At 69.7% G+C, this 26,617-nt stretch carries 25 protein-coding genes and 1 riboswitch; of the genes, 15 read left to right on the forward strand and 10 right to left on the reverse strand.

Features of this window, described 5'->3' with window-relative positions; genetic code table 11:
- The first annotated feature begins 74 nt into the window (after nucleotides 1–74).
- The 4 genes from tatA (at nucleotide 75) to ACFWFP_RS06535 (ending at nucleotide 4,983) form a co-directional block, all read left to right on the forward strand.
- Nucleotides 75–347 carry a Sec-independent protein translocase subunit TatA gene (gene tatA, locus ACFWFP_RS06520; RefSeq protein WP_379293499.1) on the forward strand — a complete coding sequence of 91 codons (273 nt, stop codon included), beginning with the start codon at nucleotides 75–77 and terminating at the stop codon, nucleotides 345–347.
- 109 nt (nucleotides 348–456) lie between these two features.
- Nucleotides 457–1,410 carry a twin-arginine translocase subunit TatC gene (gene tatC / locus ACFWFP_RS06525; protein WP_379293500.1) on the forward strand — a complete coding sequence of 318 codons (954 nt, stop codon included), beginning with the start codon at nucleotides 457–459 and terminating at the stop codon, nucleotides 1,408–1,410.
- Between the two features lie 3 nt (nucleotides 1,411–1,413).
- Nucleotides 1,414–4,113, forward strand: coding sequence for a DEAD/DEAH box helicase (locus tag ACFWFP_RS06530; protein WP_379293501.1), 2,700 nt, complete (start codon nucleotides 1,414–1,416; stop codon nucleotides 4,111–4,113).
- A gap of 120 nt (nucleotides 4,114–4,233) precedes the next feature.
- Complete coding sequence (locus ACFWFP_RS06535) at nucleotides 4,234–4,983, forward strand: DUF4333 domain-containing protein (protein ID WP_379293502.1); 750 nt, start codon at nucleotides 4,234–4,236, stop codon at nucleotides 4,981–4,983.
- A gap of 116 nt (nucleotides 4,984–5,099) precedes the next feature.
- On the opposite strand, the gene ACFWFP_RS06540 is transcribed toward ACFWFP_RS06535, so the two are convergent.
- Nucleotides 5,100–6,074 (reverse strand): 5'-3' exonuclease H3TH domain-containing protein, encoded by a 975-nt coding sequence (locus ACFWFP_RS06540; protein ID WP_379293504.1) that lies wholly within the window; start codon nucleotides 6,072–6,074, stop codon nucleotides 5,100–5,102.
- 97 nt (nucleotides 6,075–6,171) lie between these two features.
- Between ACFWFP_RS06540 and ACFWFP_RS06545 the strand changes: the two genes are divergently transcribed.
- Nucleotides 6,172–7,299, forward strand: a complete 1,128-nt coding sequence (locus ACFWFP_RS06545) for a M24 family metallopeptidase (RefSeq protein ID WP_379293505.1) — start codon at nucleotides 6,172–6,174, stop codon at nucleotides 7,297–7,299.
- A 51-nt stretch (nucleotides 7,300–7,350) separates the two neighbouring features.
- Here the strand turns inward: ACFWFP_RS06545 and ACFWFP_RS06550 are convergent, their stop codons facing one another.
- Entirely contained in the window at nucleotides 7,351–7,749 is a 399-nt protein-coding gene (locus tag ACFWFP_RS06550; protein WP_379293506.1) for a PPOX class F420-dependent oxidoreductase, read from the reverse strand.
- A gap of 75 nt (nucleotides 7,750–7,824) precedes the next feature.
- Here ACFWFP_RS06550 and ACFWFP_RS06555 point away from each other — a divergent pair, with 75 nt between their 5' ends.
- From ACFWFP_RS06555 to ACFWFP_RS06565, 3 genes are all read left to right on the forward strand, one after another.
- A complete protein-coding gene (locus ACFWFP_RS06555) occupies nucleotides 7,825–8,577 on the forward strand; it encodes an SDR family NAD(P)-dependent oxidoreductase (RefSeq protein WP_379293507.1) in 753 nt (250 codons plus the stop codon).
- Nucleotides 8,574–9,848 (forward strand): precorrin-6y C5,15-methyltransferase (decarboxylating) subunit CbiE, encoded by a 1,275-nt coding sequence (gene cbiE / locus ACFWFP_RS06560; RefSeq protein ID WP_379293508.1) that lies wholly within the window; start codon nucleotides 8,574–8,576, stop codon nucleotides 9,846–9,848. The genes ACFWFP_RS06555 and cbiE overlap by 4 nt, the downstream gene beginning before the upstream one ends.
- Nucleotides 9,849–10,062: 214 nt before the next feature.
- Entirely contained in the window at nucleotides 10,063–10,815 is a 753-nt protein-coding gene (locus ACFWFP_RS06565) for a cobalt-precorrin-6A reductase (protein ID WP_379293790.1), read from the forward strand.
- Between the two features lie 24 nt (nucleotides 10,816–10,839).
- Here ACFWFP_RS06565 and ACFWFP_RS06570 read toward each other — a convergent pair whose 3' ends face one another.
- The 5 genes from ACFWFP_RS06570 to ACFWFP_RS06590 form a co-directional block, all read right to left on the reverse strand.
- A complete protein-coding gene (locus tag ACFWFP_RS06570) occupies nucleotides 10,840–11,382 on the reverse strand; it encodes a PadR family transcriptional regulator (protein WP_379293509.1) in 543 nt (180 codons plus the stop codon).
- Nucleotides 11,383–11,533: 151 nt separating this feature from the next.
- Nucleotides 11,534–12,025 carry a ubiquitin-like domain-containing protein gene (locus tag ACFWFP_RS06575; protein WP_379293511.1) on the reverse strand — a complete coding sequence of 164 codons (492 nt, stop codon included), beginning with the start codon at nucleotides 12,023–12,025 and terminating at the stop codon, nucleotides 11,534–11,536.
- Between the two features lie 277 nt (nucleotides 12,026–12,302).
- Entirely contained in the window at nucleotides 12,303–13,892 is a 1,590-nt protein-coding gene (gene cobJ, locus ACFWFP_RS06580; RefSeq protein WP_379293792.1) for a precorrin-3B C(17)-methyltransferase, read from the reverse strand.
- A 5-nt stretch (nucleotides 13,893–13,897) separates the two neighbouring features.
- On the reverse strand, nucleotides 13,898–14,533 hold the full coding sequence (locus ACFWFP_RS06585; protein ID WP_379293512.1) for a precorrin-8X methylmutase: 636 nt from the start codon (nucleotides 14,531–14,533) through the stop codon (nucleotides 13,898–13,900).
- A 43-nt stretch (nucleotides 14,534–14,576) separates the two neighbouring features.
- Complete coding sequence (locus ACFWFP_RS06590; RefSeq protein ID WP_379293513.1) at nucleotides 14,577–15,014, reverse strand: Lrp/AsnC family transcriptional regulator; 438 nt, start codon at nucleotides 15,012–15,014, stop codon at nucleotides 14,577–14,579.
- Nucleotides 15,015–15,145: 131 nt separating this feature from the next.
- On the opposite strand from ACFWFP_RS06590, the gene ddaH reads away from it, so the two are divergent.
- A complete protein-coding gene (ddaH, locus tag ACFWFP_RS06595) occupies nucleotides 15,146–16,009 on the forward strand; it encodes a dimethylargininase (RefSeq protein ID WP_379293514.1) in 864 nt (287 codons plus the stop codon).
- 22 nt (nucleotides 16,010–16,031) lie between these two features.
- On the opposite strand, the gene ACFWFP_RS06600 is transcribed toward ddaH, so the two are convergent.
- Together ACFWFP_RS06600 and cobG are read right to left on the reverse strand one after the other, a co-directional pair.
- Nucleotides 16,032–17,123: an RNA ligase (ATP) gene (locus tag ACFWFP_RS06600; RefSeq protein WP_379293515.1), complete on the reverse strand. Its 1,092-nt coding sequence runs from the start codon at nucleotides 17,121–17,123 to the stop codon at nucleotides 16,032–16,034.
- Nucleotides 17,124–17,203: 80 nt separating this feature from the next.
- Nucleotides 17,204–18,490: a precorrin-3B synthase gene (gene cobG, locus ACFWFP_RS06605; RefSeq protein ID WP_379293516.1), complete on the reverse strand. Its 1,287-nt coding sequence runs from the start codon at nucleotides 18,488–18,490 to the stop codon at nucleotides 17,204–17,206.
- A 193-nt stretch (nucleotides 18,491–18,683) separates the two neighbouring features.
- On the opposite strand from cobG, the gene ACFWFP_RS06610 reads away from it, so the two are divergent.
- The 6 genes from ACFWFP_RS06610 to ACFWFP_RS06635 all read left to right on the forward strand — a co-directional run bounded on the left by ACFWFP_RS06610 (nucleotide 18,684) and on the right by ACFWFP_RS06635 (nucleotide 26,008).
- Nucleotides 18,684–19,358 (forward strand): hypothetical protein, encoded by a 675-nt coding sequence (locus ACFWFP_RS06610; RefSeq protein ID WP_379293517.1) that lies wholly within the window; start codon nucleotides 18,684–18,686, stop codon nucleotides 19,356–19,358.
- Between the two features lie 33 nt (nucleotides 19,359–19,391).
- On the forward strand, nucleotides 19,392–20,147 hold the full coding sequence (locus ACFWFP_RS06615) for a MerR family transcriptional regulator (RefSeq protein WP_379293518.1): 756 nt from the start codon (nucleotides 19,392–19,394) through the stop codon (nucleotides 20,145–20,147).
- A gap of 85 nt (nucleotides 20,148–20,232) precedes the next feature.
- The gene (locus tag ACFWFP_RS06620; RefSeq protein WP_379293519.1) at nucleotides 20,233–20,703 is read left to right on the forward strand and encodes a hypothetical protein; all 471 of its coding nucleotides are present in this window, start codon (nucleotides 20,233–20,235) and stop codon (nucleotides 20,701–20,703) included.
- Nucleotides 20,700–21,182: a hypothetical protein gene (locus tag ACFWFP_RS06625; protein ID WP_379293520.1), complete on the forward strand. Its 483-nt coding sequence runs from the start codon at nucleotides 20,700–20,702 to the stop codon at nucleotides 21,180–21,182. Before ACFWFP_RS06620 ends, ACFWFP_RS06625 begins: the two co-directional genes overlap by 4 nt.
- A 56-nt stretch (nucleotides 21,183–21,238) precedes the next feature.
- Nucleotides 21,239–21,366: riboswitch (cobalamin riboswitch) on the forward strand.
- Nucleotides 21,367–21,400: 34 nt separating this feature from the next.
- Nucleotides 21,401–25,063: a cobaltochelatase subunit CobN gene (cobN, locus tag ACFWFP_RS06630; RefSeq protein WP_379293521.1), complete on the forward strand. Its 3,663-nt coding sequence runs from the start codon at nucleotides 21,401–21,403 to the stop codon at nucleotides 25,061–25,063.
- A gap of 90 nt (nucleotides 25,064–25,153) precedes the next feature.
- On the forward strand, nucleotides 25,154–26,008 hold the full coding sequence (locus ACFWFP_RS06635; RefSeq protein WP_379293522.1) for an acyl-CoA thioesterase domain-containing protein: 855 nt from the start codon (nucleotides 25,154–25,156) through the stop codon (nucleotides 26,006–26,008).
- Nucleotides 26,009–26,080: 72 nt separating this feature from the next.
- Here ACFWFP_RS06635 and ACFWFP_RS06640 read toward each other — a convergent pair whose 3' ends face one another.
- Nucleotides 26,081–26,536: a hypothetical protein gene (locus tag ACFWFP_RS06640; protein WP_379293523.1), complete on the reverse strand. Its 456-nt coding sequence runs from the start codon at nucleotides 26,534–26,536 to the stop codon at nucleotides 26,081–26,083.
- Nucleotides 26,537–26,617 lie beyond the last annotated feature (81 nt).

A 26,617-nucleotide genomic window follows, 5' to 3' on the forward strand; every position in this document is an offset into this window, starting at 1 on the left:
TGCGGCTCGGCGTCCACCATGGTCCGAACACAGGTAGCATCGGTAATCACCACAGTCTTTGGAGGTATCTGATAATGGGCACGTTCAGCTGGACGCACCTGCTGATCATCGCGTTGCTGTTCGTTCTGCTCTTCGGCGCGAAGCGGCTTCCCGACGCGGCACGCGGTCTCGGCCGCTCGCTGCGGATCTTCAAGAGCGAGGTCGGGCAGATGCAGGCGGAGTCGGCGACGTCCGACGCGCCTGCGGCCACCCCGGCCACCCCCGCGCCGCAGCAGCAGTTGTCCGCGTCGGCGACGCAGGCGCAGACCCCGATCGTCGATCCGCAGCGGGGCCACAAAACCCTCTGACCTCGGCCATCACCCCGGAGTGGTAGTCACCGCTCCGGGGCGAAGTGCTGTCTCGTCAGAAGTTGCCGCCGAGCATCCGCCGAACCGAGGGTAAGAGGCACCACCCACCATGCGCATCCCGTTCGATCCCCGGCGCACCAAGCGCAGGACGAATCCCGACGGCACCATGTCGTTGGTCGAGCACCTGCAGGAACTGCGCACCCGGCTGCTGCTGGCACTGGCCGCGATCGCGGTGACCACCCTGATCGGCTTCTTCTGGTACGCGCACACCCTCTTCGGGATGGAGAGCCTGGGCGAGATCTTGCGTGGCCCCTACTGCGCGCTCCCCGAATCGGCGCGGGCCAGCCTGACGCCCGACGGCGCCTGCCGATTGCTCGCTACCGGACCCTTCGACCAGTTCATGCTCCGGTTGAAGGTCGGGTTCACCGCCGGTGTGGTGATCGCGACGCCGTTCTGGCTGTATCAGCTGTGGGCGTTCATCACCCCGGGGCTGTACGCGAAGGAACGCAAGCTCGCGGTCGGGTTCGTGGTGACGGGCTCGGTGCTGTTCGTGACAGGCGCCGTGCTGGCCTACGTGGTGGTCTCGCACGCGTTGTCGTTCCTGATGACCATCGGCGACAACGTCCAGATCACCGCGCTCAGCGGTAATCAGTACTTCGGTTTCATCATCCAGTTGCTGATCATCTTCGGCGTCAGCTTCGAGACGCCGTTGATCATCATCGGGCTGAACCTGGTCGGGGTGCTGCCCTACACCAAGCTCAAGGCGTGGCGACGGGGGATTGTCTTCGGCCTGTTCGTCTTCGCCGCGATCGTCACACCGCAGGACCCGTTCTCCATGCTGGCGCTGGCGATCGCGTTGACCGTGCTGTTCGAGCTCGCTGTCCAGTTCGCGCGGTTCAGTGACGCGCGCAAGGCCCGCCGGGAGGCGAAGGAGGGCTGGGGCACACTCGACGACGAACAGGCCTCTCCGCTGGAGACCCCCGAGCCGGTGGCGTCCGCCGATCCGGTGGGTGAGCCGGAGAAAACCGCGCGCCCGGTGTCGGACTACTCCGATACGCTCTGAGGGGTGACCGACACTCCGGGGCTGCCCAGCGAACTGGCGAAATTCGCCGGTGAAATCTCGTTCGATCTGGACCCCTTCCAGAGCACCGCGTGCGCGGCGTTGGAAGACGGGCACAGCGTGCTCGTGTGCGCCCCGACCGGTGCGGGCAAGACGATCGTCGGTGAGTTCGCCGTGCACATGGCGCTGGCCTCGGGCGGAAAGTGCTTCTACACCACGCCGATCAAGGCGCTGTCGAATCAGAAGTTCGCCGATCTCACCGCCCGGCACGGCCGTGACAGCGTCGGCCTGCTCACCGGTGACCAGTCGATCAACCCCGGCGCGCCGGTGGTCGTGATGACCACCGAGGTCCTGCGCAACATGCTCTACGCCTCCTCGGACTCGCTGCACGGCCTGTCCTATGTCGTGATGGACGAGGTGCACTACCTCGCCGACCGGTTCCGCGGCGCGGTGTGGGAGGAAGTGATCCTGCACCTGCCGCCGGACGTGCGGCTGGTGAGCCTGTCGGCGACGGTGTCCAACGCCGAGGAGTTCGGCGCCTGGATGGAAACCGTGCGCGGCGACACCGCGGTGGTGGTCGACGAGACCAGGCCGGTGCCGCTGTGGCAGCACGTGATGGTCGGCCGGCGGATGTTCGACCTGTTCGACACCAAGTCCAGCGACCGCAAGGTCGTGGTCGACGAGGACCTCGTGCGGTTCATCCGCCAGCGCGAGAGCGCCGACCGGATGCACGGGTACGGCGGTCCGCGCGGCCGTGGTGGGCGCGGCGGCAATTTCCGCCCGCTGCCCCGGCCCGATGTCCTGGCGCGCCTCGACGAGGAAAACCTGCTGCCCGCGATCACGTTCATCTTCAGCCGGGCAGGCTGCGACGGCGCGCTGGCCCAGTGCCTGCGCGCCCGCCTGGATCTGAGTCGTCCCGGCGAGACCGAGCAGATCGACCAGATCATCGAGAAGCACACCGGGGACCTGCCCAAAGGTGACCTGGAGGTGCTCGGCTACTGGGAGTGGCGCGAGGCGCTGCACCGCGGCTTGGCCGCCCACCACGCCGGCATGCTGCCCGCGTTCCGGCACACCGTCGAGGAACTGTTCGTCAAGGGTCTGGTGCGCGCGGTGTTCGCCACCGAGACCCTGGCGCTCGGCATCAACATGCCCGCTCGCACGGTGGTCCTCGAGCGCCTGGTGAAGTTCAACGGCGAAACCCATGCCGAGCTCACCCCCGGCGAGTACACCCAGCTCACCGGCCGCGCGGGCAGGCGCGGCATCGACGTCGAGGGCCACGCGGTGGTGCTGTGGCAGCCCGAGGTCGACACCAGCGCGGTGGCCGGCCTCGCCTCCACCCGCACCTATCCGCTGCGCAGCTCGTTCCGGCCCGGCTACAACATGTCGATCAACCTGATCGATCGGATGGGCGCCCAGGAGGCCCGGACTCTGCTCGAGCGATCGTTCGCCCAGTTCCAGGCCGACCGGTCGGTCGTCGGGCTCGTCCGTGGCATCGAACGCAACGAGGGCGCGTTGCGCAAGCTGGAGAGTCAGCTCGGCGGCGTCGACGGCGACTTCATGGAGTACCTGTCGCTGCGTGACCGGATCAAGCAGCGTGAGCGCGATATCCAGCAGCAGGGCCGGGCCGACCGGCGCGGCGCGGCGGTGAAAGCACTGATCGGTTTGCGTCGCGGCGACGTGGTGTCGATCCCCGTGGGCAAGCGTTCCGGGCTCGCGGTGATCCTCGAACCCGACCAGACGCCCGGCGACCCGCGTCCCCTGGTATTGACCGAGGACCACTGGGCCGGCCGGGTGTCCGCGGCCGATTTCCCGGAGCCCGCCGAAGCGCTCGGGCGCATGGATCTGCCGCGCCGGGTCGATCACCGGACCGCGCGTATCCGTCGCGACCTGGCCTCGGCGTTGCGCGGCACCGGAATCTCGGCTCCGCGCCGGGGTAGGCGCAACGACCGTGTCCGAGGCGGCGAAGATCGTCAGCTCTCGACGCTGCGGCGCAGTCTGCGGTCCCATCCCGCGCACCATCGTCCCGATCGGGAGCAGCTGAGCCGCACCGGCGAGCGGTACTCGCGCCTCGCCCGCGAGACCGAGACGATGCGCCAGAAAGTTGCCGCGACCACGAACTCGCTGGCGCGCACGTTCGATCGGATCGTCGGGCTGCTCGAGGAACGCGGGTTCGTCGCCCACGGCGAGGTGACCGCCGACGGCAGGCGCCTGGCCCGGATCTATGCCGAGAGCGATCTGGTGGTCGCCGAGGCCCTGCGCCAGAGCCTGTGGCGCGGACTCGGCCCGGCCGAACTCGCCGCGGTGGTATCGACGCTGGTCTACGAATCGCGGCAGGAAACCGGCCTGCTCACGCCGGCCGGGCCGACCGATCCGATCCGCCGGGCGGTCGCGGCCACCATCGAGGTGTGGTCGGAGCTGCGCTCCGACGAGGCGCGACACAAACTTCCGCCTACCCGCGAACCCGATCTGGGGTTCGTCACCGGGGTCTACAAATGGGCGCGTGGTGACGCGTTGGCCGAGGCGTTGCTGGCCAGCGGTGACCAGGGCACGACGATGTCGGCGGGCGATTTCGTGCGGTGGTGCAGGCAGGTGATCGACCTGCTCGATCAGATCCACAACACCGCCGACGACCCCGAGATCGCGTCCACCGCCGCCAAGGCGGTGCGTGCCGTACGGCGGGGTGTCGTCGCGGTGGACGCCGCGTAGTCGCGACGTCTGTGATTTGATTTCTTCGCGTACCGACCGTGAGGCGGATGTCGTGCGAATGCGGCAGGCCCGGCGCGGGGGGCTACCGTATGGACTAATGATGCGAGTGGAGGCGAGTGGATGAGCGGCCCTTACGGACCGAACAACCCCGGGGAGGGGAACAACGATCCCACCCAGCACTGGGGGGGTCAGCAGGGGGCCGGTGGCGCCGGCCCCACCCAGCACTGGGGTGGCGCGCAGCAGCCGCCGCAACAGGGCGCCCAGCCCACTCAGCAGTGGAAGGATCCGAACGCGCAGCAGCCGCAGCAGCAATGGGGACAACAGCCCCAGCAGCCGCAGCAGCCGTGGGGTCAGCAGCCGCAGCAGGGTGGCGTGCCGCCGCAGCAACCGACCGGGCCGCAGCAGCAGTGGGGTCAGACCCAGCCGCCGCCGCAGGACTGGAACAACCAGGCCGCCAACGCGCAGCAGCAGTGGGGTCAGCCCGCGCCGCAGCAGCAGTGGGGCCAGCAGCCTGCACCCCAGCAGCAGTGGGGCCAGCAGCCGCAGCAGTCCTCCGGCGGCAAGAGCAAGGGTCTGATCATCGGGCTCATCGCCGCGGGCGTGCTCGTGGTCGCCGCGGTCATCGGCCTGCTCCTGGTCCTGCTCTCCTCCGACGAACTCGACAACGTGGCCGTGCAGGACGGTGTCTCGCGCGTGCTGAAGGACTCCTACGGCATCGCCGACGTCTCCGATGTCAGCTGCCCCTCGGGCCAAGCGGTCGAGGTCGACGCGACCTTCACCTGCGACCTGAAGGTCAGCGGCGAGGCGAAGAAGGTCACCGTCAAGATCACCAAGGAAGACGGCACCTACGAGGTCGGCCGCCCCAACTAGGCGCTCGCACTACGTTTTCCGGGCCGTCCGCGACTACGCGGGCGGCCCGGTGTCGTTTCCGGCGGCGCGGAGCAGGACGGGCGATGGCGCTGTCGCGAGAACTCGGCGCGGGCGGGTCAGCCGGCGTGCGCCGCGGTCAGCGCGGTGACCAGGCGGGTGATCGGACTCTCGGCGTTGTACTCGGCAGCCAACGCGAGCAGCCGGTCGGGGTCGGCCGGGGTGGCGGGCAAGACATCCGGACGCGACAGGATGACATCGGCGTCGCGGACGACGCGTACGACCGGTGCGGCGACCTTCAGATAATCCTGTGCGGCACCGAGTTTCGCGCGCACACCCTTGGCGATATCGGAACCGGGATCTGCGACGGCGTCCATGAGCGCGTCGAGCGAGCCGAACCTCGTGATCAGCTGGGCGGCGGACTTGTCGCCGATGCCCGCCACACCGGGCAGGCCGTCGGAGGCGTCGCCGCGCAGTGTCGCCATGTCGGCGTAGGCCGGTCCCGCGTTCTGTTCGGGCACACCGTATTTCGCCGAGAGCTCCGCGGGGCCGAACAGTTCGGCTTTGGCCAGACCGCGGCCGACGTAGAGCACGCGGACCGGTGGGGCGGGCTCGTCGCGCACCAGTTGCAGCAGGTCGCGATCGCCGCTGACGACGACGACCGGGTCGGTGCGTTCCCGGCTCGCGAGGGTGCCGAGCACATCGTCGGCCTCGAGTCCTTCGGCGCCGCCGGTGGCGATGCCCGCCGCCGCGAGCACCTCGAGGATCATCTCGACCTGCGGGGTGAGCGTGTCGGGCACTTCTTCGGCGCCGGGCGCCGCGCTGGTGCTGGTGTCGAGGCGGTGGGCCTTGTACGAGGGCACGAGGGCCACCCGGAACGGGGGCCGCCAATCGAGGTCGAGCCCGACGACGAGCCTGCTCGGGCGATGTTTGGTGACCAGCGAGGCCACCATGTCGGTGAATCCGCGCAGCGCGTTCACCGAGCGGCCGTCGGCGTCCTTGAGCTTGTCGGGAATGGCGTAATAGGCGCGGAACCAGAGGCTGGCGCCGTCGAGGATCAACAGGGGTCCACGGGTGCTCTCGTCAGCGGTCACCCGGTGATTGTGCCCCGAACCACCGACACGGTGGCCGCGGCCGTGCCGATGGGCTTCGGTGGCCGCCCTCGGCGCGGGGCGGGTAACGTCGGATCGTATGAGCGCGCACACGGATGCCAGGTTCGCGGCGAAGGTCTACGGTCAGCGGCTGGAACGGGCGGTCGAATTGATGCGCGCGGCGCATCTGGACGCCTTGCTGATCACTCCGGGCCCCGACCTGCGGTACCTGATCGGTTCGGCCGCGCAATCCTTCGAGCGGCTCACCTGCTTGGTGATCCCGGCCGACGGATCGACGCCCTCGGTGGTCATCCCGAAACTCGAGCTGGCTTCGCTCGCCGACTCCGCGGCGGGCGAACTCGGCCTGCAGGTGCTCGACTGGGTCGACGGCGTCGATCCGTACCAGCTGGTCCGCTCGATCCTGCACGCCGGTTCCCGCATCGCGGTCGCCGACGCAATGCCCGCACTGCATCTGATCCCGCTCGCCGAATCGACCACCGGGCTGCCCGCCTCGGCGACGCCGGTGCTGCGCGAGTCGCGAATGGTCAAGGACGAGGCCGAGATCGACGCGCTGCGCCGGGCGGGCGCGGCCATCGACCGCGTGCATGCGCGGATGGGTGAGTTCCTGCGCGCCGGTCGCACCGAGGCCGAGGTGAGCGCCGATATCACCGCCGCGATAGTCGAGGAAGACCATACCGAGGCGGCGTTCGTCATCGTCGGCAGTGGCCCGCACGGTGCCGACCCGCACCACGAGGTCTCCGATCGCGTCATCGAACAGGGCGACGTGGTCGTCATCGATATCGGTGGTCCCGTCGAACCCGGCTACTACTCGGACTCGACCCGCACCTACGTGCTCGGCACTCCGAGCCCGGAGATCGTCGAACGGATGGCGGTCCTCGAGGCCGCCCAGGCCGCCGCGGTCGCGGCGGTGCGCCCCGGGGTGAGCGCGGAATCCATCGACGCCGCCGCCCGCGCCGTGCTCGCCGACGCGGGCCTGGCCGACGCCTTCATCCACCGCACCGGCCACGGCATCGGCCTGTCGGTGCACGAGGAGCCCTACATCGTGGCGGGCAACGACCTGGTTCTCGAAGCGGGCATGGCGTTCAGTATCGAGCCCGGAATCTACTTCCGCGGCGAATGGGGCGCGCGGATCGAGGACATCGTGGTCGTCACCGACAACGGTGTGGAGTCGATGAACAACCGGCCGCACGGCCTGACGGTGCTGTAGGCGGCTCGGAGACGGACCGGGGTCCGCAGGCGCTGAGCGGGATCTCAGAGGCTATTTCAACGTGCCCGACGACAGCACCCGGCGCACCTGGATCGCGACGACCACGCGCGTCGGGTTCTCGCGGGGCACCCGGTAGCGCTCGGTGTAGCGGCGCACGGCCTCGGCGACATCGGCGCTGTCGTCGAGCACCGTCGCCGGTCCTTCGAGGGTCAGCCAGCGCGGCCCCTCGACCTGGCTCACCGCCGCGTAGCCGCCCCGTTTTGCGTTGCGTGCCTTCACCGACGCGCCGTCGGTGATCACGCGAGCGATCCCGCTCTCCGGATCCCAGGTGAATCCCACGGCGACCACATGCGGGGTGCCGTCGGCGCGCAGTGTGGTGAGCGTGGCCAGATGCCGCTCGGTGACGAACTCGAGGGCAGCGGGGGACAGCTGTGCGGTGGCGGTCGGCATGCCCGAAACGGTAGCCGGGCCGACCGGCGCGCGGCTGCGCGGGTTTGCCCCGTGCCCGGATGACAGACTGGCGCCATGGGAATGCAGCAGAACGACGGGCCGGTGCTGGTCCTGGGTGGGCGCAGTGAGATCGGCCTCGAGGTGGCGCGCAGGCTGGCACCTGGACGGGTGGTGATCCTGGCCGCTCGCCGCGCCGACGCGTTGGCGGCCGAGATCGAGCAGGTGCGCGCGGCGGGCGCGACCGCGGTGCACGCCGTGGAATTCGACGCCGACGAGACCGCCACCCACGCGCCGCTGCTGGACAAGCTCGCCGCCGAGCACGGTGGCATCGCGACTGCGGTGCTCGCCTTCGGTGTCCTCGGCGATCAGGATCGTGCCGAACACGACCCGGCGCATGCGGTCGCGGTCGTGCACACCGACTTCGTCGCCCAGGTCAGTGTCCTCACGACCCTGGCGACCATGATGCGGGCGCAGGGATCGGGCCAGATCGTCGTCTTCAGCTCCATCGCGGGCGTGCGCGTGCGCCGGGCGAACTATGTCTACGGTTCGGCCAAAGCGGGCCTGGACGGCTTCGCCAGCGGCCTGGGCGATGCCCTGCACGGCACCGGCGTGCAGCTGTTGCTGGTGCGCTCGGGCTTCGTGATCGGGCGCATGACCACCGGCATGGATCCGGCCCCCATGGCCAGTACCCCCGGCCAGGTCGCCGACGCGGTGGTCCGCAGCCTCGGCAAGGGCGCCACCCGGGTCGCGATTCCCGGCCGCCTTGCCCTCGCCTTCTTCGTGATGCGCCTGCTCCCGCAATCCGTCTGGCGTCGGATGCCACGGTGACCGCGTCCGGCGACGCGGCGACGGACTGGACGGGCCCCCCGATCGTGGTGGCCGGAATCGGGGCCGACGGTTGGTCCGGCCTGGGGGACAACGCCCGCCGGGCCGTCGGGGACTGCGATGTGGTGTTCGGCTCCTCGCGCCAACTGGCGCTGCTCCCGGCCGGCGATATCGAGCGGGTGCCGTGGCCCACGCCGCTGCTACCGGCCCTGCCGGAGTTGTTCGGGCGCAATGCCGGTCGACGCATCGGCGTCCTCGCCAGCGGTGATCCCATGTTCTACGGCATCGGCGTCACCCTGGCGCGCCGGTTCGGCCCGGCGGCGCTGCGGGTGTTCCCACAGCCCTCCTCGGCGTCGCTGGCGTGCGCCCGGCTCGGGTGGCCGCTGGCCGAAACCCCGGTGGTGAGTGTGGTTGCCCGGCCATTGCCCACCCTCCTGCCCGAATTGTCCGAAGGGCGGCGGATTCTCGTCCTCAGCGAAGACGAAACGACGCCGAGCCGCATCGCGGAAATACTGCGCGACAAGGGCTTCGGCGATTCCTCGCTGACGGTCCTCGAGCAACTCGGTGGCCCCGCCGAACACCGGCGCACCGGCTCCGCCGCGACTTGGTCGCACCCGCCCGGCGATCCGCTCAACGTCGTCGCCATCGACTGCCGCGCCGATGCCGACGCGCGCCGCGACACCCGATTGCCCGGTCTGGCCGACGCCGCCTTCGCCGGTGACGGCCAGCTCACCAAAACCGAGGTTCGCGCCCTCACCGTCACCGCTCTCGCCCCCGCACCGGGGGAAATGCTGTGGGATATCGGCGGCGGCTCGGGCAGTATCGCCATCGAATGGTGCCGCACCCATCCGCTGTGCCGGGCCGTCACGTTCGAACGGCTGCCCGCCCGCCGGGAACAAATCGCGACCAATATCACCGCCCTCGGGGTACCGGGAATAACGATCCGTGGCGAAGTGCGCTCAGAGTTAGCCGAGGAAAAGATCGCGGCGCCGGACGCCGTATTCCTCGGCGGCGGTCTCACCCAGGACGGCCTGTTCGAGCAGTGCTGGCAGCGCCTGCGCCCCGGCGGCCGCCTGGTCGCCAACGCGGTCACCGCGGAATCGGAAGCGCTGCTGCTCGACTGGTCTGCGAGGTTCGGCGGAACCCTGCGCAAAATTCAGATCTATCGCGGTGAACCGCTCGGCGGGTTCACGGCCTGGCGACCGCACTTGCCGGTCGCTCAGTGGATTGTCCGAAAACCCGCTGGTCGCCGGAGTGTGGAGCCTGGAGCCTGATCACGATCAGATCACGCGCAGATCACGGTGAATCCGTTCCCGCAGGGTCCGCGGGCCGTAAAAGTTTCGGACCGAACGTGTAGAACCCACGGCTCGGGGGTAGGGTCGTTGCCGTTCCGGGTAATCCCCCCGGTTCGTTTTCCACGATGGAGAGTTACATGAAGTACTCGAAGTTCGATGGCGATGCCGGTGCCGATGATTTCGGAGGGCTGTCCTGAGAGTTCTGGTCCTCGGTGGCACCGGTGAAGCCAGGGAGTTGGCGCGCAGAGCGTCCGGCGAGCGTGGACTCGACATCGTGTCCTCCCTCGCGGGTCGAGTCGCCAACCCGCGGCTGCCGGTCGGTGCGGTCCGCGTGGGTGGGTTCGGTGGTGTCGAGGGCCTCCGAACCTGGCTACGCGAGAACGCGATCGACGCTGTCGTGGACGCGACCCATCCCTTCGCCGCGCAGGTGAGCGCGCACGCCGCCGCCGCGGCGGCCGACCTGGACATCCCGGCGCTGCATCTGCGCCGCCCCGAGTGGGTGCAGCGCTGCGGCGACCTGTGGACCCGCGTGCCCGATCTCGCCGCGGCGGCCGCGGCGCTGACCGCGCGCGACGAACAGGTCCTGCTGACCATCGGCCGTCAGGGCGTCGGCGCGTTCGCCGGCTGCACGGGCCACGGTTTCGTCATCCGCTCCATCGATGCCCCCGAAGTCCCGCTGCCGCCGCGCGCCAAACTGTTGCTGGCGCGTGGGCCCTTCACGTTCGACGAGGAACTCGTCCTGATGTCGCGTCATCGCATCGACGTGCTGGTCACGAAGAACAGCGGCGGCGAACAGACCGAGGCGAAGATCTTCGCTGCCCGCACCGCGGGGCTGCCGGTGATCATGATCGACCGGCCACCGCTGCCCGCGGGCGCGGTCACCGTGGCCGAGGTCGGCGACGCGGTCGAGTGGTTGCACGAATCCGCAGCGCACCGGGTGCGCTGAAATCAGCGGCGGGGCCGCGGTCCGTCAGCGCGGGTTCGGTGGTGTGAAGATCGTCGGCAGCTGGTCGAACCAGAGCAGGACCGCGCGTTCGTAGGCGATGCCGAATTCGAGGGTCGCCCGCTGGTGGGGAGCCAGGGCGGTTTCGTCCTCGTCGAGGTAGCGGTCGAGGCGATCTTGATGAATGTTCTTGTTGGCGGCGATGATCCGATCGCGATGCGCGGGATCCAGGTGCTCGCCGAAGGACAGTGTGAGCAGCAGCGGCACGCGGATGGTCTCGGCGCCGGGATCGCGCCCGATCCACTCGGCGAAGGCCTCGCGCCCGATATCGGTGATCCGGTACGGGGTGCGCTCTCTGGCGCCGCGTTCGCCCTTGGTCACCAGGCCCGCGGCGTCCATCGTGGACAGTTCGCGATAGACCTGGCTCTGCGTGATGGTCCAGAAGTCGCCGATGCGTTGCTGGGCCTGCGTGGCGAGATCCCAGCCAGACTTCGGGCCCTCGTGGAGGAACCCGAGTAGCGAGGCCGCGGTGGAGTTCAGTGGGCGGCGTCGAGTCGCGGTGTCGGTCAACGGTCAACTCCCTTCGAACTACATTCCTATGTGGAATGTTACGCCTGGGTGCGCGTTCCACCAATAGTGCCGGTGTTGCGGCGCGTTCGCCGGACCGGGGTGCGGCGGTGATGCTCGCGCGCTGAGCACCACCGCCGCGGTGATCGACCCGTCAGCTGGCCAACGCGAGGTTCACGACGTCACCGTCGGCCAGTTCGTAGGACGCCAGGGTGTTGGCGTCCTCGAGCTTGACCTCGCTCTCGGTGACGAGCTGCTGATCGGCCGCCGGAACGCCGGTCTGCTCCTGGATGAGGGCCTTGAGGTCCTTGACGGTCGCCGTGGTGTCGACCTCGACCGCGATGGCCTCGCCGTCCAAGCCGTTGACCGTCAAAGTGATGCCGGCCGCACTCTCGGCGAGCGGCGCTCCGGGCAAGCCGGGCAATGCCGGCAGTCCGGGCGCCGCGGGTGCCACCGGCGCCGCGGGCGCGACGGGGTCTGCTTGCGTCTGCGCTTCGGGTGCTGCCGGCGCCGGCGGTGCCGGGGGCGCGGGCGCTTGGGCGGCCGCGGTGACCGGAACCGCCATGGCGGCGGCTATCAGGCCGACCGTCACGCCGCGTCGTAATCGGGTACCGAGCGTGTTCTGTGCGTGGTGCTGAACTCTCATCGTGGTGAGTCCTTTCATCGTCCTCGTGGGACGCGTTGGGGAATCGAACCAGGAAACGAGCTGTCACACTGGTGTGCATGCGGGCATGCCCGCGGAACAAGTGTGCCATCGCACGGGCGTGTCGCCGGGCCTCGCGGGACACGTGGGTGGTCGAGGATCGCGGAAGTCCCGGTCGCTCGCGGGGTCGCCGGGGTCGTCCGCGGTGCTGATTCGGCGGCCGTTCGACCCGGGTGATGCGGGGTACCGCCCGTGCGGTTTGTGGACTGTCCGGCGCGGACTACCGGCTCGGTACCGACCCGTACCTACGCGAAGTAAAAACGCGGGTGCCTTCCGGCGTGTCGAACATGGTGGTGGTCGAGGATCCGATGATCAGCAGGGTGCGCATGTCGACCTCGTCGGGATCGAGCTCACCGAGAGTGATCACTCGGACCGATTCGGTCGGCCCGCCGACATCGCGGCCCAGCACCACCGGCGTGTGCGGCGGGCGGTGTTCGAGCAGGACGTCGCGCATGGCGCCGACCTGCCAGCGGCGCTGCGAGGAGGCCGGGTTGTAGATCGCGATGGCCATGTCGGCCGCGGCGACCGCCGAAAGGCGTTGTGCGACGACGTCCCACGGCTTGAGCCGATCCGACAGCGAGATCATCGCGTAGTCGTGCCCGAGTGGCGCGCCGACCCGGCTCGCCACCGCGTTGGCGGCGGTCAGCCCGGGCAGCACCCGCACCGGGACATTCGCGAACTGTGGTTCGGCCGACACCTCGAGCACCGCGGCCGCCATCGCGAAAACGCCCGGATCGCCCGAGGACACCACCGCGACGCGCGCGCCCCGCTTGGCCAGGTCCAGTGCCATCGCGGCGCGCTCGGATTCGACCTTGTTGTCGCTGGCGTGCCGTCGCTGACCCGCCCGCTCGGGGACGCGGTCGATGTAGGTGGTGTAGCCGACGAGATCTGTCGCCTCGGCCAGCGCGGCGCTGACCTGGGGGGTGGTCCAGTCCGCGTCACCGGGACCGAGCCCGACCACCACGACTTCGCCAAGCAGCTCCGCTGATCCGGCCTCGGTCGCGACGTGCGGCGCGTGGTCGGCACCTGGTCCCGAGTCTGCCGGGATCGCGGCGGCGCCCGCCGCCCCGCGCGCGGGGATCGGCGTGGTGGGTGCCGGGCCGGGTACCAGGGTGATCGAGAAGTACGGCACATCCGCCTCGTCGACATCGGCCGCGGCCAGCACCCGCTGACGGGTGCTGCTCGCGCGTTCGACGTAGTAGGCGTCGGTCAATCGGCCGGAGTCCGCGAGTGCCCGGCGCACACCGGGAAACGTGCGTCCCAGCTTCATGATCGCGGCGGCGTCGGTCTCGCGCAGGCGCTCGGTCAGCTCCTCGACGGGCATGGTGCCGGGCAGCACCGTGAGCACCTGCTCACCCTCCACCAGGGGAGTTCCCAGCGCCGCGGAGGCCGCGCTCACCGAGGTGATGCCGGGAACGATCTCGGCGTCGAATCGGTCGGCCAGCCGCCGGTGCATGTGCATGTAGGAGGAGTAGAACAGCGGATCACCGGCGGCGAGCAGCGCGACGGTGCGCCCCGCGGCCAGGTGGGTGGCCAATCGGGCGGCTGCCTGCTCGTAGAACTCGTCGATCGCGCCCTGGTATCCACCGGGATGATCGGTGGTCTCCACGGTCACCGGGTAGACGAGGTGCTCCTCGATCTGCCCGGCGCGCAGATACGGCTCGGCGATGGCGCGCGAGATGCTGCGGCCGTGCTTGGCGCTGTGGAACGCGACCACATCGGCTGCGGCGATGAGCCGGGCGGCCTTCACTGTCACCAGTTCCGGATCGCCGGGACCGAGGCCGATGCCCCACAGTTTGCCGGTGCTGATCTCACTCACTCCTGTTCGCTCGCCATCGCGTTCAGTGCCGACGCGGTGATCGCGCTGCCGCCCCGCCTGCCGCGGACGGTCAGATATTCGATCCCGCCGAAATCGATCAGTGCCTGCTTGGATTCGGCGGCACCGATGAACCCGACCGGGATGCCGATGATCGCCGCGGGCCGCGGCGCCCCGGCGTCGAGCATGTCGAGCAGGTGGAACAGCGCGGTCGGTGCGTTGCCGATGGCCACCACCGCGCCGTCGAACTGGTCGCGCAACAGGTCCAGCGCCGCCACCGAGCGCGTATTGCCCAGTCGCGCGGCGAGTTCGGGCACGCGCGGGTCGGTGAGGTTGCACAGCACCGCGTTGTCGGCGGGCAGTCGCTTGCGGGTCACCCCCGAGGCGACCATATTGGCATCGCAGATGATCGGCTTGCCCGCGTGCAGCGCGGCGCGCGCGGCGGCCACCACACCGGGGGAGAAGGCGATGTCGGGGGCCAGGTCGACCTGCCCGCAGCCGTGGATCATCCGCACCGCCACCCGTTCCACATCGGCGGGGAAACCGGCGAGATCCGCCTCGGCGCGGATCGTCGCGAACGAGCGCCGATAGATCTCGGCCCCGTCGGTGAGGTAGCTGGCACGCACGTCGGACATGGCGACAACCCTAGAACCTGGGTCTGACGTGGTGTCCGGCGGCTCAGGTACGGGGGCGTTCGAGAATGCGCGACATCACCAGCGAGCTGCGGGTGCGCCCGACGCGCGCGTTCTCCCTGATCCATTCCACCGTCACCTCGATCTCGGCCATATCGGTGGCCATCACGTGCACGAGCGCGTCGGCTTCGCCGGCGATGGTCCACACTCCGACGACCTGCGGGATCGGTTCGAGGGTGCGGCGCAGCTCGGCGGGGGAGATGTTGTCGCGATAGTAGACCTCGACATATGCCTCGGTCGTCCAGCCGAGGGCAGCCGGGTTGACCTGGGCGGTGAACCCGGTGATCTGCCCACTCGCGACCATCTTGTCCACCCGCCGCTTCACCGCGGGCGCCGACAACCCGACCACCGCGCCGATCTCCTGGAACGAGGCGCGGGCGTGGACGAGCAGCTCCGCGAGAATGCGCCGATCGATATCGTCCACGTCGCTCCTTCACGTCATGACGCAATGATTCCCCATTCTTACATCGAAATGCACAACGAATCGGTGTTCCGCGCGCAATGGAGCGGCGATTACGGTCGGGGAAACCGTCCGCGCAGCCACCAGGAGTTCTGATGACCGCCGCTAGTCCTCTTCGTGTCTCAGCACCCGCGCGGACCGCCTCCCCGCGCCGCTATGTGTTGTGCCGCCCCGACCATTTCGAGGTCACCTACGCGATCAACCCGTGGATGGATCCGGCCGCCCCGGTCGACCGGGCGCGGGCGCTGGCCCAGTGGGAGATCCTGCGCGCGGCCCTGGAAGCACACGGACACACTGTGGAAACAGTGCCCGGCGAACCCGGTCTGCCGGATATGGTCTTCGCCGCCAACAGCGGCATCGTGATCGGTGGCCACGCGCTCTCGGCCCGGTTCGCCCACCCCGAACGCGCCGCCGAAGGGCCCGCGTTCCATCGGTGGTTCGCCGCACGGGAACTGCGTGCGCTGGCCGCCGCGGCCGAAACCAACGAGGGGGAGGGCGATTTCGCGTTCGCCGGGCGGCGGATTCTGGCCGGTGTCGGGTTCCGCTGTTCGCTGTCCGCGCACGCGGAGGTGGAACGGTACTTCGATGTGCCGGTGGTGTCCCTCGAGCTGGTCGACCCACGCTTCTATCACCTCGACACCGCCCTGATGGTCCTCGACGACACCACCGTGGCCTACTACCCCGCCGCGTTCAGCCCGGCCGCTCGCGATGTGCTGACCACCCTCTACCCCGACGCGATCCTCGCCGACGACAACGACGCGCTCTGCTTCGGCTTGAACGGGCTCAGCGACGGCGAACACGTCTTCCTCGACCCCGGCGCCACCGGTCTCATCGCGCAACTGCGGGCGCGGGGATTCGTCCCGGTTCCGCTCGACCTGTCCGAACTGCGTAAGGGTGGCGGCGGCGTGAAGTGCTGCGTGCTCGAGCTGCACACCCGCCGCGACGCGAGCGTGGGCTAGCCGGCACGCGCAGCGCGGTGGTTCACTCGTACTCGGTGCCGCCATCGCGCAGCAGGTACGCGGCGGAGACGATCTTCCCGATCGCCCGGCCACCGAGGATCGGTGACTGGCGTTCGGAGGCAGGTCGCACCACCAAGCCCTCGCGGATGTTGGCGCCCGCCCCGCTGACCGTTTCGGCGCCCTCGGCCGACTCCATGAGCAACTCCGCGTCGTAGGGCCCCTCGTAGAGGACCGGCACGCGTGAGACGGAGAGGCCGAGATCGTCGAGCAGGGCGCTGATCTCGTGATGGCCGAGCCAGCGGACCGGCGCCGCGCCCGCGTCCACCGCGATGTCGAACAGCCCGAAGCCGAGCGTCTCGTCGTGCGCGGCGGACGCGCCGTAGTGTAGGTCCTGCACGCCCGCGCCGTACACCTCACCGAACAGGCCGATGCGATCCGCGTCGAGCGCGGCGGCGAGTTTGCGAGCGGTCTCGTCGAGCCGGTGGGCGCGGATCGCGCGCCAGTACAGGTTGCCGTCGGCCTCGGTCAGCGACAGCGACCGGCCACCGACTCCCTTGGACGACACCAGAATTCGGTCACCGTCGCGCACATGGGTGAGCAGGCAGGCGGTGCCGTGGATCTTCTCGGTCGCCACCACCGGTTCCCCGGGCGTGAAGATATCGGGAAACCGCTTGATGTTCTCGACCTCGACCCAGCGCAGCAGATCCGGCGCGGGCTCGACCTGCCCCGACATCGAGACCGGTACCGGCGGAACCCATTTCACGATCCCGAGCGACTCGGCGAAGTCGGTCCGCGCGAGCGCGGCCGCCGCGAGATCCACCCCGTCCAACGCGCCAGGGGCGCACACGATGCCCTGTGACACCTCGCCACGCAACCGGACCGCCTTCACCCGGTTGCGCGACGAGCCCGCGAGTTTCCCGGTGAGGCCGAGCTCGGCGATCAGCTCGTCGGGCAGCACCGACTGTTCCGGAATGTAGACCGCGTGATCCCCCGTCGTGAACTGACCTCTGGCGACCACGGCCCGGTACAAGCCCACCTGGGCAAGCTCGAGCCGATCGGCATTCGGATGTGGCACGACGACGAGCCGTTCGGCCGTCACCTGCAGTGTGGACATGGAAACCCCCTCGTGGTGAGAAGGCAAGAGTACGAAAGGATTCCGCGACCGTCGATCGAGTTTCGCTCGGCTGGAGCGGGTCAGGGCGTGGTCGGGTCGCCGGTCTCGACGCGATAGCCGTGATCGGTGGCGACGACATCGGTCACGGGTCCGCGTGGGCGACCACAGCGCCGATCGCATCCCGACCAGTGCTGGCGACCCGCGACGGTGACGGATTCGGCCGCGACGAGTTCGATCGTGGGCCTGCTCGGCTCGAAAGCCACAGTCGCGGTGCCGGTCTCGGAATCGGCCGGTGTGGCCGTGTTCTCGGCCGGCGCCGCGAGTCCGGCCGCCTCGGGCAGGACCCGATCGGATGCGACGGCGGCGGCCAGGTCGGCGCGGACATCGGTGCGCGATTTCGCGCAGCCGGGGCGTCCGGCACACGCGCTGACCTGCAACCACGGCGAATTCGCGTCGAAGATCAGACCCATCGGCGCCAGTACGCGCACCACGGTTTCGGCGGGTCCCTCGTCGAGGTCGGTGATCACCAGGCTGCGCCAGGGGGTGACGAGGACGGGCCGTTCGACAGCGGCGAGGAATTCGGTCGTCCTGGCCGATAACGTGCCCAGCGGCACCCCGGCGCCGAGCGTGACGAGGCCGTCCTCCTGATCGAGCCAGCCGATCGGAACAGCGTGTGTCGCACCGAGTTCGAGCGGTTCGCCGACGGGCGAGCGGTCGAGGGTCTCGACCACCGATTCGACCCCGCCCGCGATCTCGTGCAGCCGCCACTGCCCCGACTCGCTGGTTCCTCGCAGATCGAGAAATCCGCGCGCCGCGTCGAGCATCACGTCGACCGCTTCGCCCGCAGTGACCCGAAGCCCGGTGTCGGCGCCCGCCAGCAGCAGCGCGAACTCGTCGGCGCCCACCGCCTGCACACCGATGTCACCGTGCAGCGTGCTCACATCACCGCGTCCGTCGTCGAGGGTGAACAGCACGCGCCCCGGCAGCTGCGCCAGCTGCGGATCGGCGCGCAATCCGGCGTCGAGGTCGATCGCGAGCCCGTGCACGTCCGCGAACCCGCCGAGTCGCCCGGACAGCGGGGAGGCCACGATATTGCGGACCCGCTCGTGGGTCTCGCTGGGCAACAGTCCCGCCGCGCCCAGCCGTTGCGCGAGTTCGGAGGCATCACGCACCTGCCGCAGCTGGATGTTTCCCCGCGAGGTCAGCTCGAGGTTCCCGTTGCCCAGGTCACGCGCCGCGTCGGCCAATGCCTGCAGCTGCGCGGAGGACAACCGCCCGCCCGGCACGCGGATCCGCGCCAGCGGCCCGTCGGCAGCGTGATGCAACCGCAGAACCCCTGGGCAAGAATCGGGCGCGCTCCTGGTCATGATGCTCAAGCCTACGACGCATCCGCGACGCCCCGTACTGCACCGTGAGGGGCTGCCGCTCACCGCGCCCAGCGCGCCCGCGCGGCCCTGCGAATGTGACGAGGCCCTCTCGCGTGACGGGGCGATTCGCGGGTAGTCGCTAGGGTGAGTGGCGGATCCTTCGCCAGCCCGGTACTGACAGGAGAGTCGCCGCATGCTGCGTCAATTCGTGGACAAGCGTGTCGTTCCCGCGCTCGACAGGGTCGCACAGGCGCAGGCGCCGGTGGTGCACCGCTACGTCGACTGGTTGGGCCGCAGGCACCCGCAAGACGCGCCGGTGGAGATCGTGCAGCGGCTCTCGCGCCAGTACCTGGTGGTCGTCACCGCCAGCGGCGTCGCGGTGGGGCTCACCGCGGCGGTGCCCGGGGTGGGCACGGTGCTCGGTCTGGCCGCGACCGGTGTGGACACCGTCGTGTTCCTGGAGGCGTCGTCGGTGCTGTCGGTCGGCGCCGCCGCGGCGTACGGTCTCGATCCTGACGACTCGCGGCAAGCGCACCTGGTGTCGAAGGTCGTGCTCGGCGACGCGGGCACCAAGGTGCTCGACGAGACCGCGGGACACAAGACGGGCCAGTGGCTCTCGGTCGTCACCGACCACATCCCCGGCCTGGCGAGCATGCCCGACTCCCCGGCCAAACGGTTCATCGTCAACTACCTGGTCAAACGCACGCTGCTGTTGTTCGGCACCCTGATCCCGGCGGGTATCGGTGCGGTGATCGGTGGCGTCGGCAACAACGCCCTCGGTCAGCTGGTGATCGCGAACGTGTACCGCAATCTCGGTACGGGTTCCCCGGAGATGGTCGCCGCGGGCACCGACCGATCGACGACTTGACCTTCGACTCACTCGAACCCCGATCATGAACCGGTGCCCGACACCGAGCTGATCACCATCGGAGCCTTCGCCCGCGCCTGCGGCCTGAGCGCCAGTGCCCTGCGCTTCTACGCGGACGCCGGCATCCTCGCCCCCGCCGTCGTCGACGAGGTCACCGGCTACCGCTACTACGCCCCGGAGCAGTCCGCTCCCGCCCGCCTTCTGCGTCACCTGCGCGCTCTGGACATGCCGCTGCCCGCGGTGACCGCCCTGCTCGCCGAACCCGACCCCGCCCGCGCGCTCGTCCTCCTCGACGAGCACCTCGCCGACTTGGACCGGCACCGGGGCGAGGTCCGCGCCGCCGCCGCGGCCGCCCGCGGCGCCCTGCTGGCCGCCCATGGATCGGCGTCCGGATTCGGTGGGAACGAGCAGCGCGACCAGATCTCGGGAACGCGCGACGACGTGTGGGTGAGCGGGCCGGTGCTGGCGGCGGCGATCGACCAGGTCGCGACGGCCACGGTCGTCGATCCGGATCTGGCGGTACTCGACACGATTCTGTTCGAGACCGACGGACAGCAGCTGATCCTCACCGCGACGGACCGCTGTCGTCTGGCGACCCGCACCGTCCGCCCCACCCGCGTCGGCGCCGCGGTCTGGGACGCGACAGTGAACGCCGACGACCTCCGTGCGGCCGCGTCCTGGTTGCGTCGCCGGCACGCTGTCGCGATCCCGCCCCCACCGCGACAACGTCGAATTCCGCACGGCCACACCGGATTCAGGCGACCGAGACCGCACCGGGGGAGTCGGTGAGCCGACGACGCACCACACCGCCCAGCCGGACGGCACCCGACGCCGCTGCCGCCGATCGACCCACGACTTCCCCGACTACCGAGCGATGCTGGCCGCGCTCGCCCCGGTGCGGACGCGGGTCGTCCTCGCTCGCGCGGCGCTGCTCGACGCCATGGAACACGCCGACTCGCCCACGGTGGTCCTGCACACGACCTGCGCCGGCACCGTGTCCGTGACGGCCTCGAGCTCGTGGACGGAGCGCGCCTTGACCGGCACCGGCACAACGGGCGACTTTGTCGCGCAGGAGATTTCGAGTACTGCGGCGGCAGGGCGCGAGGCGCCGGAACCGGGTGCGGCCCAGCACATCCCGCAGGCGAGAGCCACCGGCCCTGCCATGGCGATCCATTTCGCCGTCACCACCCTCTACCCGGCCGTCGCCACCGCCGTCGGACCCGACGTGATGCTCGACCTCATCGCCCCCGATCAGCCTGTTCTGATCCGCTCCGCCGACGACGGCGACTTGTCGACGCTGGCCATGCCGTGCAAACCCGAACCCGCCGAGGAGACCTCCCGATGACCACCGCCGACCCGATCATGACCCGAATCACCCAGGGGGTCACCGACTTCCGCACCGGCGACGCCGACCGTGCCCGCACGGCTCTGCTCGAGGTCTGGGCCGAGATCGGCCCCGCCGGTGACCCACTGCACCGCTGCACGCTCGCCCACTACCTGGCCGACGCCTACGACGACCCGGCCGAAGCCCTGGTGTGGGACGTCCGAGCTCTCGACGCCGCCGACGCTCTGACCGACACCCGCCTGAACGACCACCACGCGGGCCTCCAGGTCGCCGGCCTCTACCCCTCGCTGCACCTGAATCTCGCCGACAACTTCCGCCGCCTCGGCGCATTCCCCGCCGCCACCCGTCACCTGGCCGCCGCCCGCGAGCGCCTCGATATCCTCCCGAACGACGACTACGGCGCGCTGATCCGCGGCGTCGTCACCGAGCTCGCCGCGTCCATCGCGGCCGAAGACACCGCCCGGCGACCCACCCATTGACGACAGCGACCGGCTGAGCACCGCTGATCAATTGTCCAACGGCGGGAAGCGGGCTGGAAAGTTGCGGGCGCGGCGGGCCCAGTAGCATCGTCTTGCTCGGCGGGCGTCGAGGAAACCGGTGGAAATCCGGTGCGGTCGCGCCACTGTGAACAGCCAGACCCTCCCCGGCGAGCACCGCACACCCCGATGGGCGCGTAACCCGAGGAAGGTCTCACCCTGTGATCCTGCTGCTGTCCACCTCCGACACCGACCTGCTGAGCGCGCGCGCGAGCGGCGCCGAGTACCGCTGGGGCAATCCCGCGCGGCTGCTCGTGGAGGATCTGCCGGGACTTCTCGACGGCGCTGATCTGGTGATCGTGCGAATCCTCGGCGGCAAGCGCGCCTGGGAAGAGGGCCTCGACGCGATCCGGGCCAGCGGCGTGCCGATGGTGGCGCTGGGTGGTGAGATCGCCCCCGACGCCGAGCTGATGGAATGCTCGACGGTGCCGGTCGGTGTCGCGGCCGACGCGCACAACTACCTCGCCGCGGGCGGCGCCGAGAACCTGCTGCAGCTGCACAACTTCCTGTCCGACACCGTGTTGCTGACCGGTCACGGTTTCGAACCGCCCGCGCAGCTGCCCACCTGGGGTGAGCTCGACCGGTCCCCGCGGATCCTCGAACCGCACGCTCCGACCGTCGCCGTGGTCTACTACCGCGCCCAGCATCTCGCGGGCAACACCGCCTACATCGAGGCGCTGTGCAAGGCGATCGAGGCCAAGGGCGCTCGCCCGCTCCCGGTCTACGCGGCTTCGCTGCGCACCGCCGAATCCGAGCTCCTCACCCTGCTCGGCCGCGCCGACGCCCTCGTGGTGACCGTCCTCGCGGCGGGTGGCAGCAAGCCCGCGACCGCCTCGGCCGGCGGTGACGACGAAGTCTGGGACGTGGCCGCGCTCGCCGCGCTGGACGTGCCGATCCTGCAGGGCCTGTGCCTGACCAGTGGCCGCGCGCAGTGGGAAGCCAACGACGACGGCCTGTCGCCGCTCGACGTCGCCACGCAGGTCGCGGTGCCCGAATTCGACGGCCGCATCATCACGGTGCCGTTCTCCTTCAAGGAGTTCGACGCCGACGGGCTGTCCGCCTATGTCCCCGACGCCGAACGGTGCGCCCGGGTGGCGGGGATCGCCGTGCGGCACGCCCGCCTTCGCCACATCCCGGCCGCGGACAAGCGGATCGCGATCATGCTCTCGGCGTATCCGACCAAACACGCCCGCATCGGCAACGCCGTCGGCCTCGACACCCCGGCCAGCGCGATCCGCCTGCTCACCGAATTGCGCGCCGCCGGTTACGATCTCGGCGATGTCGACGAGATCCCCGGTTTGGTCGAACGGGACGGCGACGCGCTGATCCACGCCCTGATCGCCGCGGGCGGTCAGGACCCGGAGTGGCTGAGCGCCGAACAGCTGGAGGGCAACCCGATCCGCATCGGCGCCGCCACCTACACCCGCTGGTTCGAGTCACTGCCCGAGGACCTGCGCGAGGCCGTCGTCGAGGCGTGGGGTCCGCCGCCGGGCGAACTCTACGTCGACCGGTCGGCCGACCCCGCGGGCGAGATCGTCATCGCCGCACTGCGTTTCGGCAATGTGGTGCTCATGGTGCAGCCGCCTCGCGGGTTCGGTGAGAACCCCGTCGCGATCTACCACGATCCCGATCTGCCGCCGAGTCACCACTATCTCGCCGCCTACCGCTGGTTGTCCGCGCCCGATGGTTTCGGTGCCGACGCGATGGTGCACCTGGGTAAGCACGGCAACCTGGAATGGCTGCCCGGTAAGACCCTCGGCATGTCCGCCTCCTGCGGTACCGACGCGGCGCTGGGCGATCTGCCGCTGATCTACCCGTTCCTGGTCAACGACCCCGGTGAGGGCACCCAGGCCAAGCGTCGTGCGCACGCCACCCTCGTCGACCACTTGATCCCGCCGATGGCGCGGGCCGAAACCTACGGCGACATCTCCCGGCTCGAGCAGCTGCTCGACGAGCACGCCAACATCTCCGCCCTCGACCCGGCCAAACTGCCCGCCATCCGCCAGCAGATCTGGACGCTGATGCGCGCCGCCAAGATGGACCACGACCTCGGCCTCGCCGAACGGCCCGAAGAAGATGTCTTCGACGACATGCTCCTGCACGTCGACGGCTGGCTGTGCGAGATCAAGGACGTGCAGATCCGCGACGGCCTGCACATCCTGAGCCAGGCACCCGAGGGCGAGATGGAACTCGACCTGGTGCTGGCCATGCTGCGTGCCCGTCAGCTGTGGGGCGGCGAGCAGAATGTGCCCGGCCTGCGAGAGGCGTTGGGGCTCAGCGAATCCGGCGACGAGGCTCGCGTTCGCGTGGATGTGGTCGAGGCCCGTGCTCGCGAACTGCTCGGTGCGTTGCAGGCGACGGATTGGTCGGTCGACGCGGTCGAGCAGCTGGTCGCTGACTTCGAGACCGCGATCCTGGACGGACACCGCGCCGCATCGTCGGGCGAGAACGTCGCAGTGGTGGTCGCCGACGCCGAGCGATTGGACCAGGTCGCCACCATCCTGCGGTTCGCCGCCACCGAGGTCGTGCCGCGCCTGCGTGAGACCAGCGTCGAGATCCCGCGTGTTCTGCACGCGCTCAACGGCGGGTTCGTTCCGGCGGGCCCCAGCGGTTCCCCGCTACGTGGTCTGATCAACGTGTTGCCGACCGGTCGCAATTTCTACTCGGTCGACCCCAAGGCTGTCCCGTCGCGGCTGGCCTGGGAAACCGGTCAGGCGATGGCGGAATCGCTGCTGGCCCGCTATCTGGCCGACCACGGCGAGTACCCGAAGTCGGTCGGGCTGTCGGTGTGGGGCACCTCGGCCATGCGCACCTCCGGCGACGATATCGCCGAAGTGTTCGCGCTGCTCGGTGTCCGGCCGGTGTGGGACGAGGCGAGCCGTCGCGTCACCTCGCTCGCGGTGATCGATCTCGAAGAGCTGGGACGCCCGCGCATCGACGTCACGGTGCGCATCTCCGGCTTCTTCCGCGATGCCTTCCCGCACGTGCTGGCCCTGCTCGACGACGCGGTCCGGCTCGTGGCCGACCTCGACGAGCCCGCCGAGTCGAATTACGTACGCGCACACGCCCAGGCGGACCTGGCCGAGCACGGCGACGACCGTCGCGCCACCACCCGTATCTTCGGTTCCAAGCCCGGTACCTACGGTGCGGGCCTGCTGCAGCTCATCGACTCCAAGAGCTGGCGCACCGACGACGACCTCGCGCAGGTCTACACCACCTGGGGTGGCTACGCCTACGGCCGCGACCTCGACGGCGCACCCGCCGCCGACGACATGCGCACCGCCTACCAGCGCATCGCGGTCGCCGCCAAGAACACAGACACCCGCGAACACGACATCGCCGACTCCGACGACTACTTCCAGTACCACGGCGGCATGGTCGCCACCGTGCGCGCGCTGACCGGCAAGAACCCCGAGGCCTACATCGGCGACTCCACCCGTCCCGATGCCGTGCGCACCCGCACGCTCTCGGAGGAGACCGCCCGCGTCTTCCGTGCTCGGGTGGTGAATCCGCGCTGGCTCGAGGCGATGCGCCGCCACGGGTACAAGGGCGCCTTCGAGATGGCCGCCACCGTCGACTACCTGTTCGGTTACGACGCCACCACCAACGTCGTCGCGGACTGGATGTACGAGAAGCTCTCCGAGAGTTACGTGTTCGACGACGTGAACCGCAAGTTCATGGAGCAGTCCAACCCGTGGGCCCTGCACGGCATCGCCGAACGGCTCCTGGAAGCCGCCGAGCGCAAGCTGTGGGAGCACCCCGAGCAGGAGACCCTGGACAAGCTGCGGCAGGTCTACCTGGAAACCGAGGGCGAGCTGGAGTGACCCCACTTGCCGCAAAACTGCAACACGTTCTAGTGTGAGGGATGGTGCGCCGCGGCGATCCGCCCGGCGCCCGCGGAGGAAAGGCGCACGATGAGTACCTCCCCTGGCTATTTCACGCACGCCGACGGTGTGTACACGCCGTTGCGGTACTCGCTGAGCCTGTGGGGGCCCAGCACGCTGTCCGGCCCGCCGGTGTGCGGGTTGATGGCGCGCGAGGTGGAGGCGGGCTACTGCGCCGACGGCTTCGTCCCGGCGCGATTGACCGTCGACCTGCACCGTCCGGTGCCCGCCGTGCCGCTGACGATCGCCAGCGAACTGGTGCGCGACGGGAACCGGGTCCGTTCGGTGACGATCGTCGTGCGCGCCGACGGTGAGATCGTCGCCCGTGGCAGCGCGCTCCTGCTGAAGCGCTCGGCCCAGCCGCCGGGTGAGGTCTGGCGCGCGGACCGGGATCGGCCGCTGCCGCCTCCGAGCGTGCTGGCCACCATCGACCAGACGATGCACCTGTTCGGCAGTGACGGGCAGGGGTGGTCGATGAATATGACCGAACATCAGAACGACGCCCGCAAGCGCAAGTGGGTGCGCAATATCCCGGTCGTCGCGGGGGAGCCGTCCTCGCCGTTCTGCTACGCGGCGATGACCGGCGAGCAGACCAGCCTGGTCACCAACTGGGGCACCGAGGGCATCGGTTTCATCAACACCGATGTGTCGATCACGTTCTCGCGCATGCCCGTCGGCGACGAGATGGGTCTCGAGGCGGAGAGCCACCTCAGCGACGACGGGATCGCGGCGGGCGCGGCGGTGCTCTACGACGAGCAGGGCGCGTTCGGCATCTGCACGACCACCGCGCTGGCCAACGAGCGCAGGCAGATCCGCGGCGATGTCATCGATGAGCTCTCGGAGTCGTTCATGGCGGAGGCGGTCGGGCAGCCGCAAGTTCGGTGAACGCCATCGCGACTGGGTTGGCGCTACAACGACATTCGACTTCGGCTTTCCGTTGGCCTTCCGTGCGGTGAGCTATGCGGAGATCAGGGTCACGATGAGTTCGTCGGCGATCGACTCCGCCTTCACCATGCCCGTGCCCACGTAGAGGGTTGCCGCGCGGGGGCGGCCGTCGGCCAGCGGCACGACCGAGACCGCGTCGACGCGGCGGCCCGCGAACTCGTCGTAGGGTGACTCGTCGGTGACGTCGAAGGCGGTGTACTTGCCGGAGTTGGCGACGTACTCGATGTTCACCGGGTCGACCAGTGGCTCGAACGGGTCGCGCCACGGTGCGCCGCCGATGCGCAGTTCCGCACCGTCGACGCCGGCGTCGAAGAGCAGCGTCGAACCGTTGTGGAAGGTGAATTCGATCGGGCCCTCGGTGCGGTCGATCTCGTCGCCCAGGACATAGAACATCCGGCGGACGGCGACGATGGTCCCGTCGACCGCGGCATTGAGCGCGGTGCGGCCGTGCTCATCGGTGTCGGACATAGGTTTTCCTCTGCAGCGGTCGATGCCGGGCGGAGGAAACATCATGTCGCCACGCGCCCACCACACGCAACTCGGCCCCGG

The organism is Nocardia sp. NPDC060249 (assembly GCF_042728755.1).
Taxonomy (GTDB): domain Bacteria; phylum Actinomycetota; class Actinomycetes; order Mycobacteriales; family Mycobacteriaceae; genus Nocardia.

Bases quoted from the DNA above. Each gene is read 5' to 3' on its own strand.
- tatA (WP_379293499.1), top strand. From the start codon at position 75: ATGGGCACGTTCAGCTGGACGCACCTGCTGATCATCGCGTTGCTGTTC.
- tatC (WP_379293500.1), top strand. From the start codon at position 457: ATGCGCATCCCGTTCGATCCCCGGCGCACCAAGCGCAGGACGAATCCC.
- ACFWFP_RS06535 (WP_379293502.1), top strand. From the start codon at position 4,234: ATGAGCGGCCCTTACGGACCGAACAACCCCGGGGAGGGGAACAACGAT.
- ACFWFP_RS06545 (WP_379293505.1), top strand. From the start codon at position 6,172: ATGAGCGCGCACACGGATGCCAGGTTCGCGGCGAAGGTCTACGGTCAG.
- ACFWFP_RS06550 (WP_379293506.1), bottom strand. From the start codon at position 7,749: ATGCCGACCGCCACCGCACAGCTGTCCCCCGCTGCCCTCGAGTTCGTC.
- ACFWFP_RS06555 (WP_379293507.1), top strand. From the start codon at position 7,825: ATGGGAATGCAGCAGAACGACGGGCCGGTGCTGGTCCTGGGTGGGCGC.
- ACFWFP_RS06575 (WP_379293511.1), bottom strand. From the start codon at position 12,025: ATGAGAGTTCAGCACCACGCACAGAACACGCTCGGTACCCGATTACGA.
- ACFWFP_RS06585 (WP_379293512.1), bottom strand. From the start codon at position 14,533: ATGTCCGACGTGCGTGCCAGCTACCTCACCGACGGGGCCGAGATCTAT.
- ddaH (WP_379293514.1), top strand. From the start codon at position 15,146: ATGACCGCCGCTAGTCCTCTTCGTGTCTCAGCACCCGCGCGGACCGCC.
- ACFWFP_RS06600 (WP_379293515.1), bottom strand. From the start codon at position 17,123: ATGTCCACACTGCAGGTGACGGCCGAACGGCTCGTCGTCGTGCCACAT.
- cobG (WP_379293516.1), bottom strand. From the start codon at position 18,490: ATGACCAGGAGCGCGCCCGATTCTTGCCCAGGGGTTCTGCGGTTGCAT.
- ACFWFP_RS06610 (WP_379293517.1), top strand. From the start codon at position 18,684: ATGCTGCGTCAATTCGTGGACAAGCGTGTCGTTCCCGCGCTCGACAGG.
- ACFWFP_RS06620 (WP_379293519.1), top strand. From the start codon at position 20,233: ATGCTGGCCGCGCTCGCCCCGGTGCGGACGCGGGTCGTCCTCGCTCGC.
- ACFWFP_RS06625 (WP_379293520.1), top strand. From the start codon at position 20,700: ATGACCACCGCCGACCCGATCATGACCCGAATCACCCAGGGGGTCACC.
- ACFWFP_RS06635 (WP_379293522.1), top strand. From the start codon at position 25,154: ATGAGTACCTCCCCTGGCTATTTCACGCACGCCGACGGTGTGTACACG.
- ACFWFP_RS06640 (WP_379293523.1), bottom strand. From the start codon at position 26,536: ATGTCCGACACCGATGAGCACGGCCGCACCGCGCTCAATGCCGCGGTC.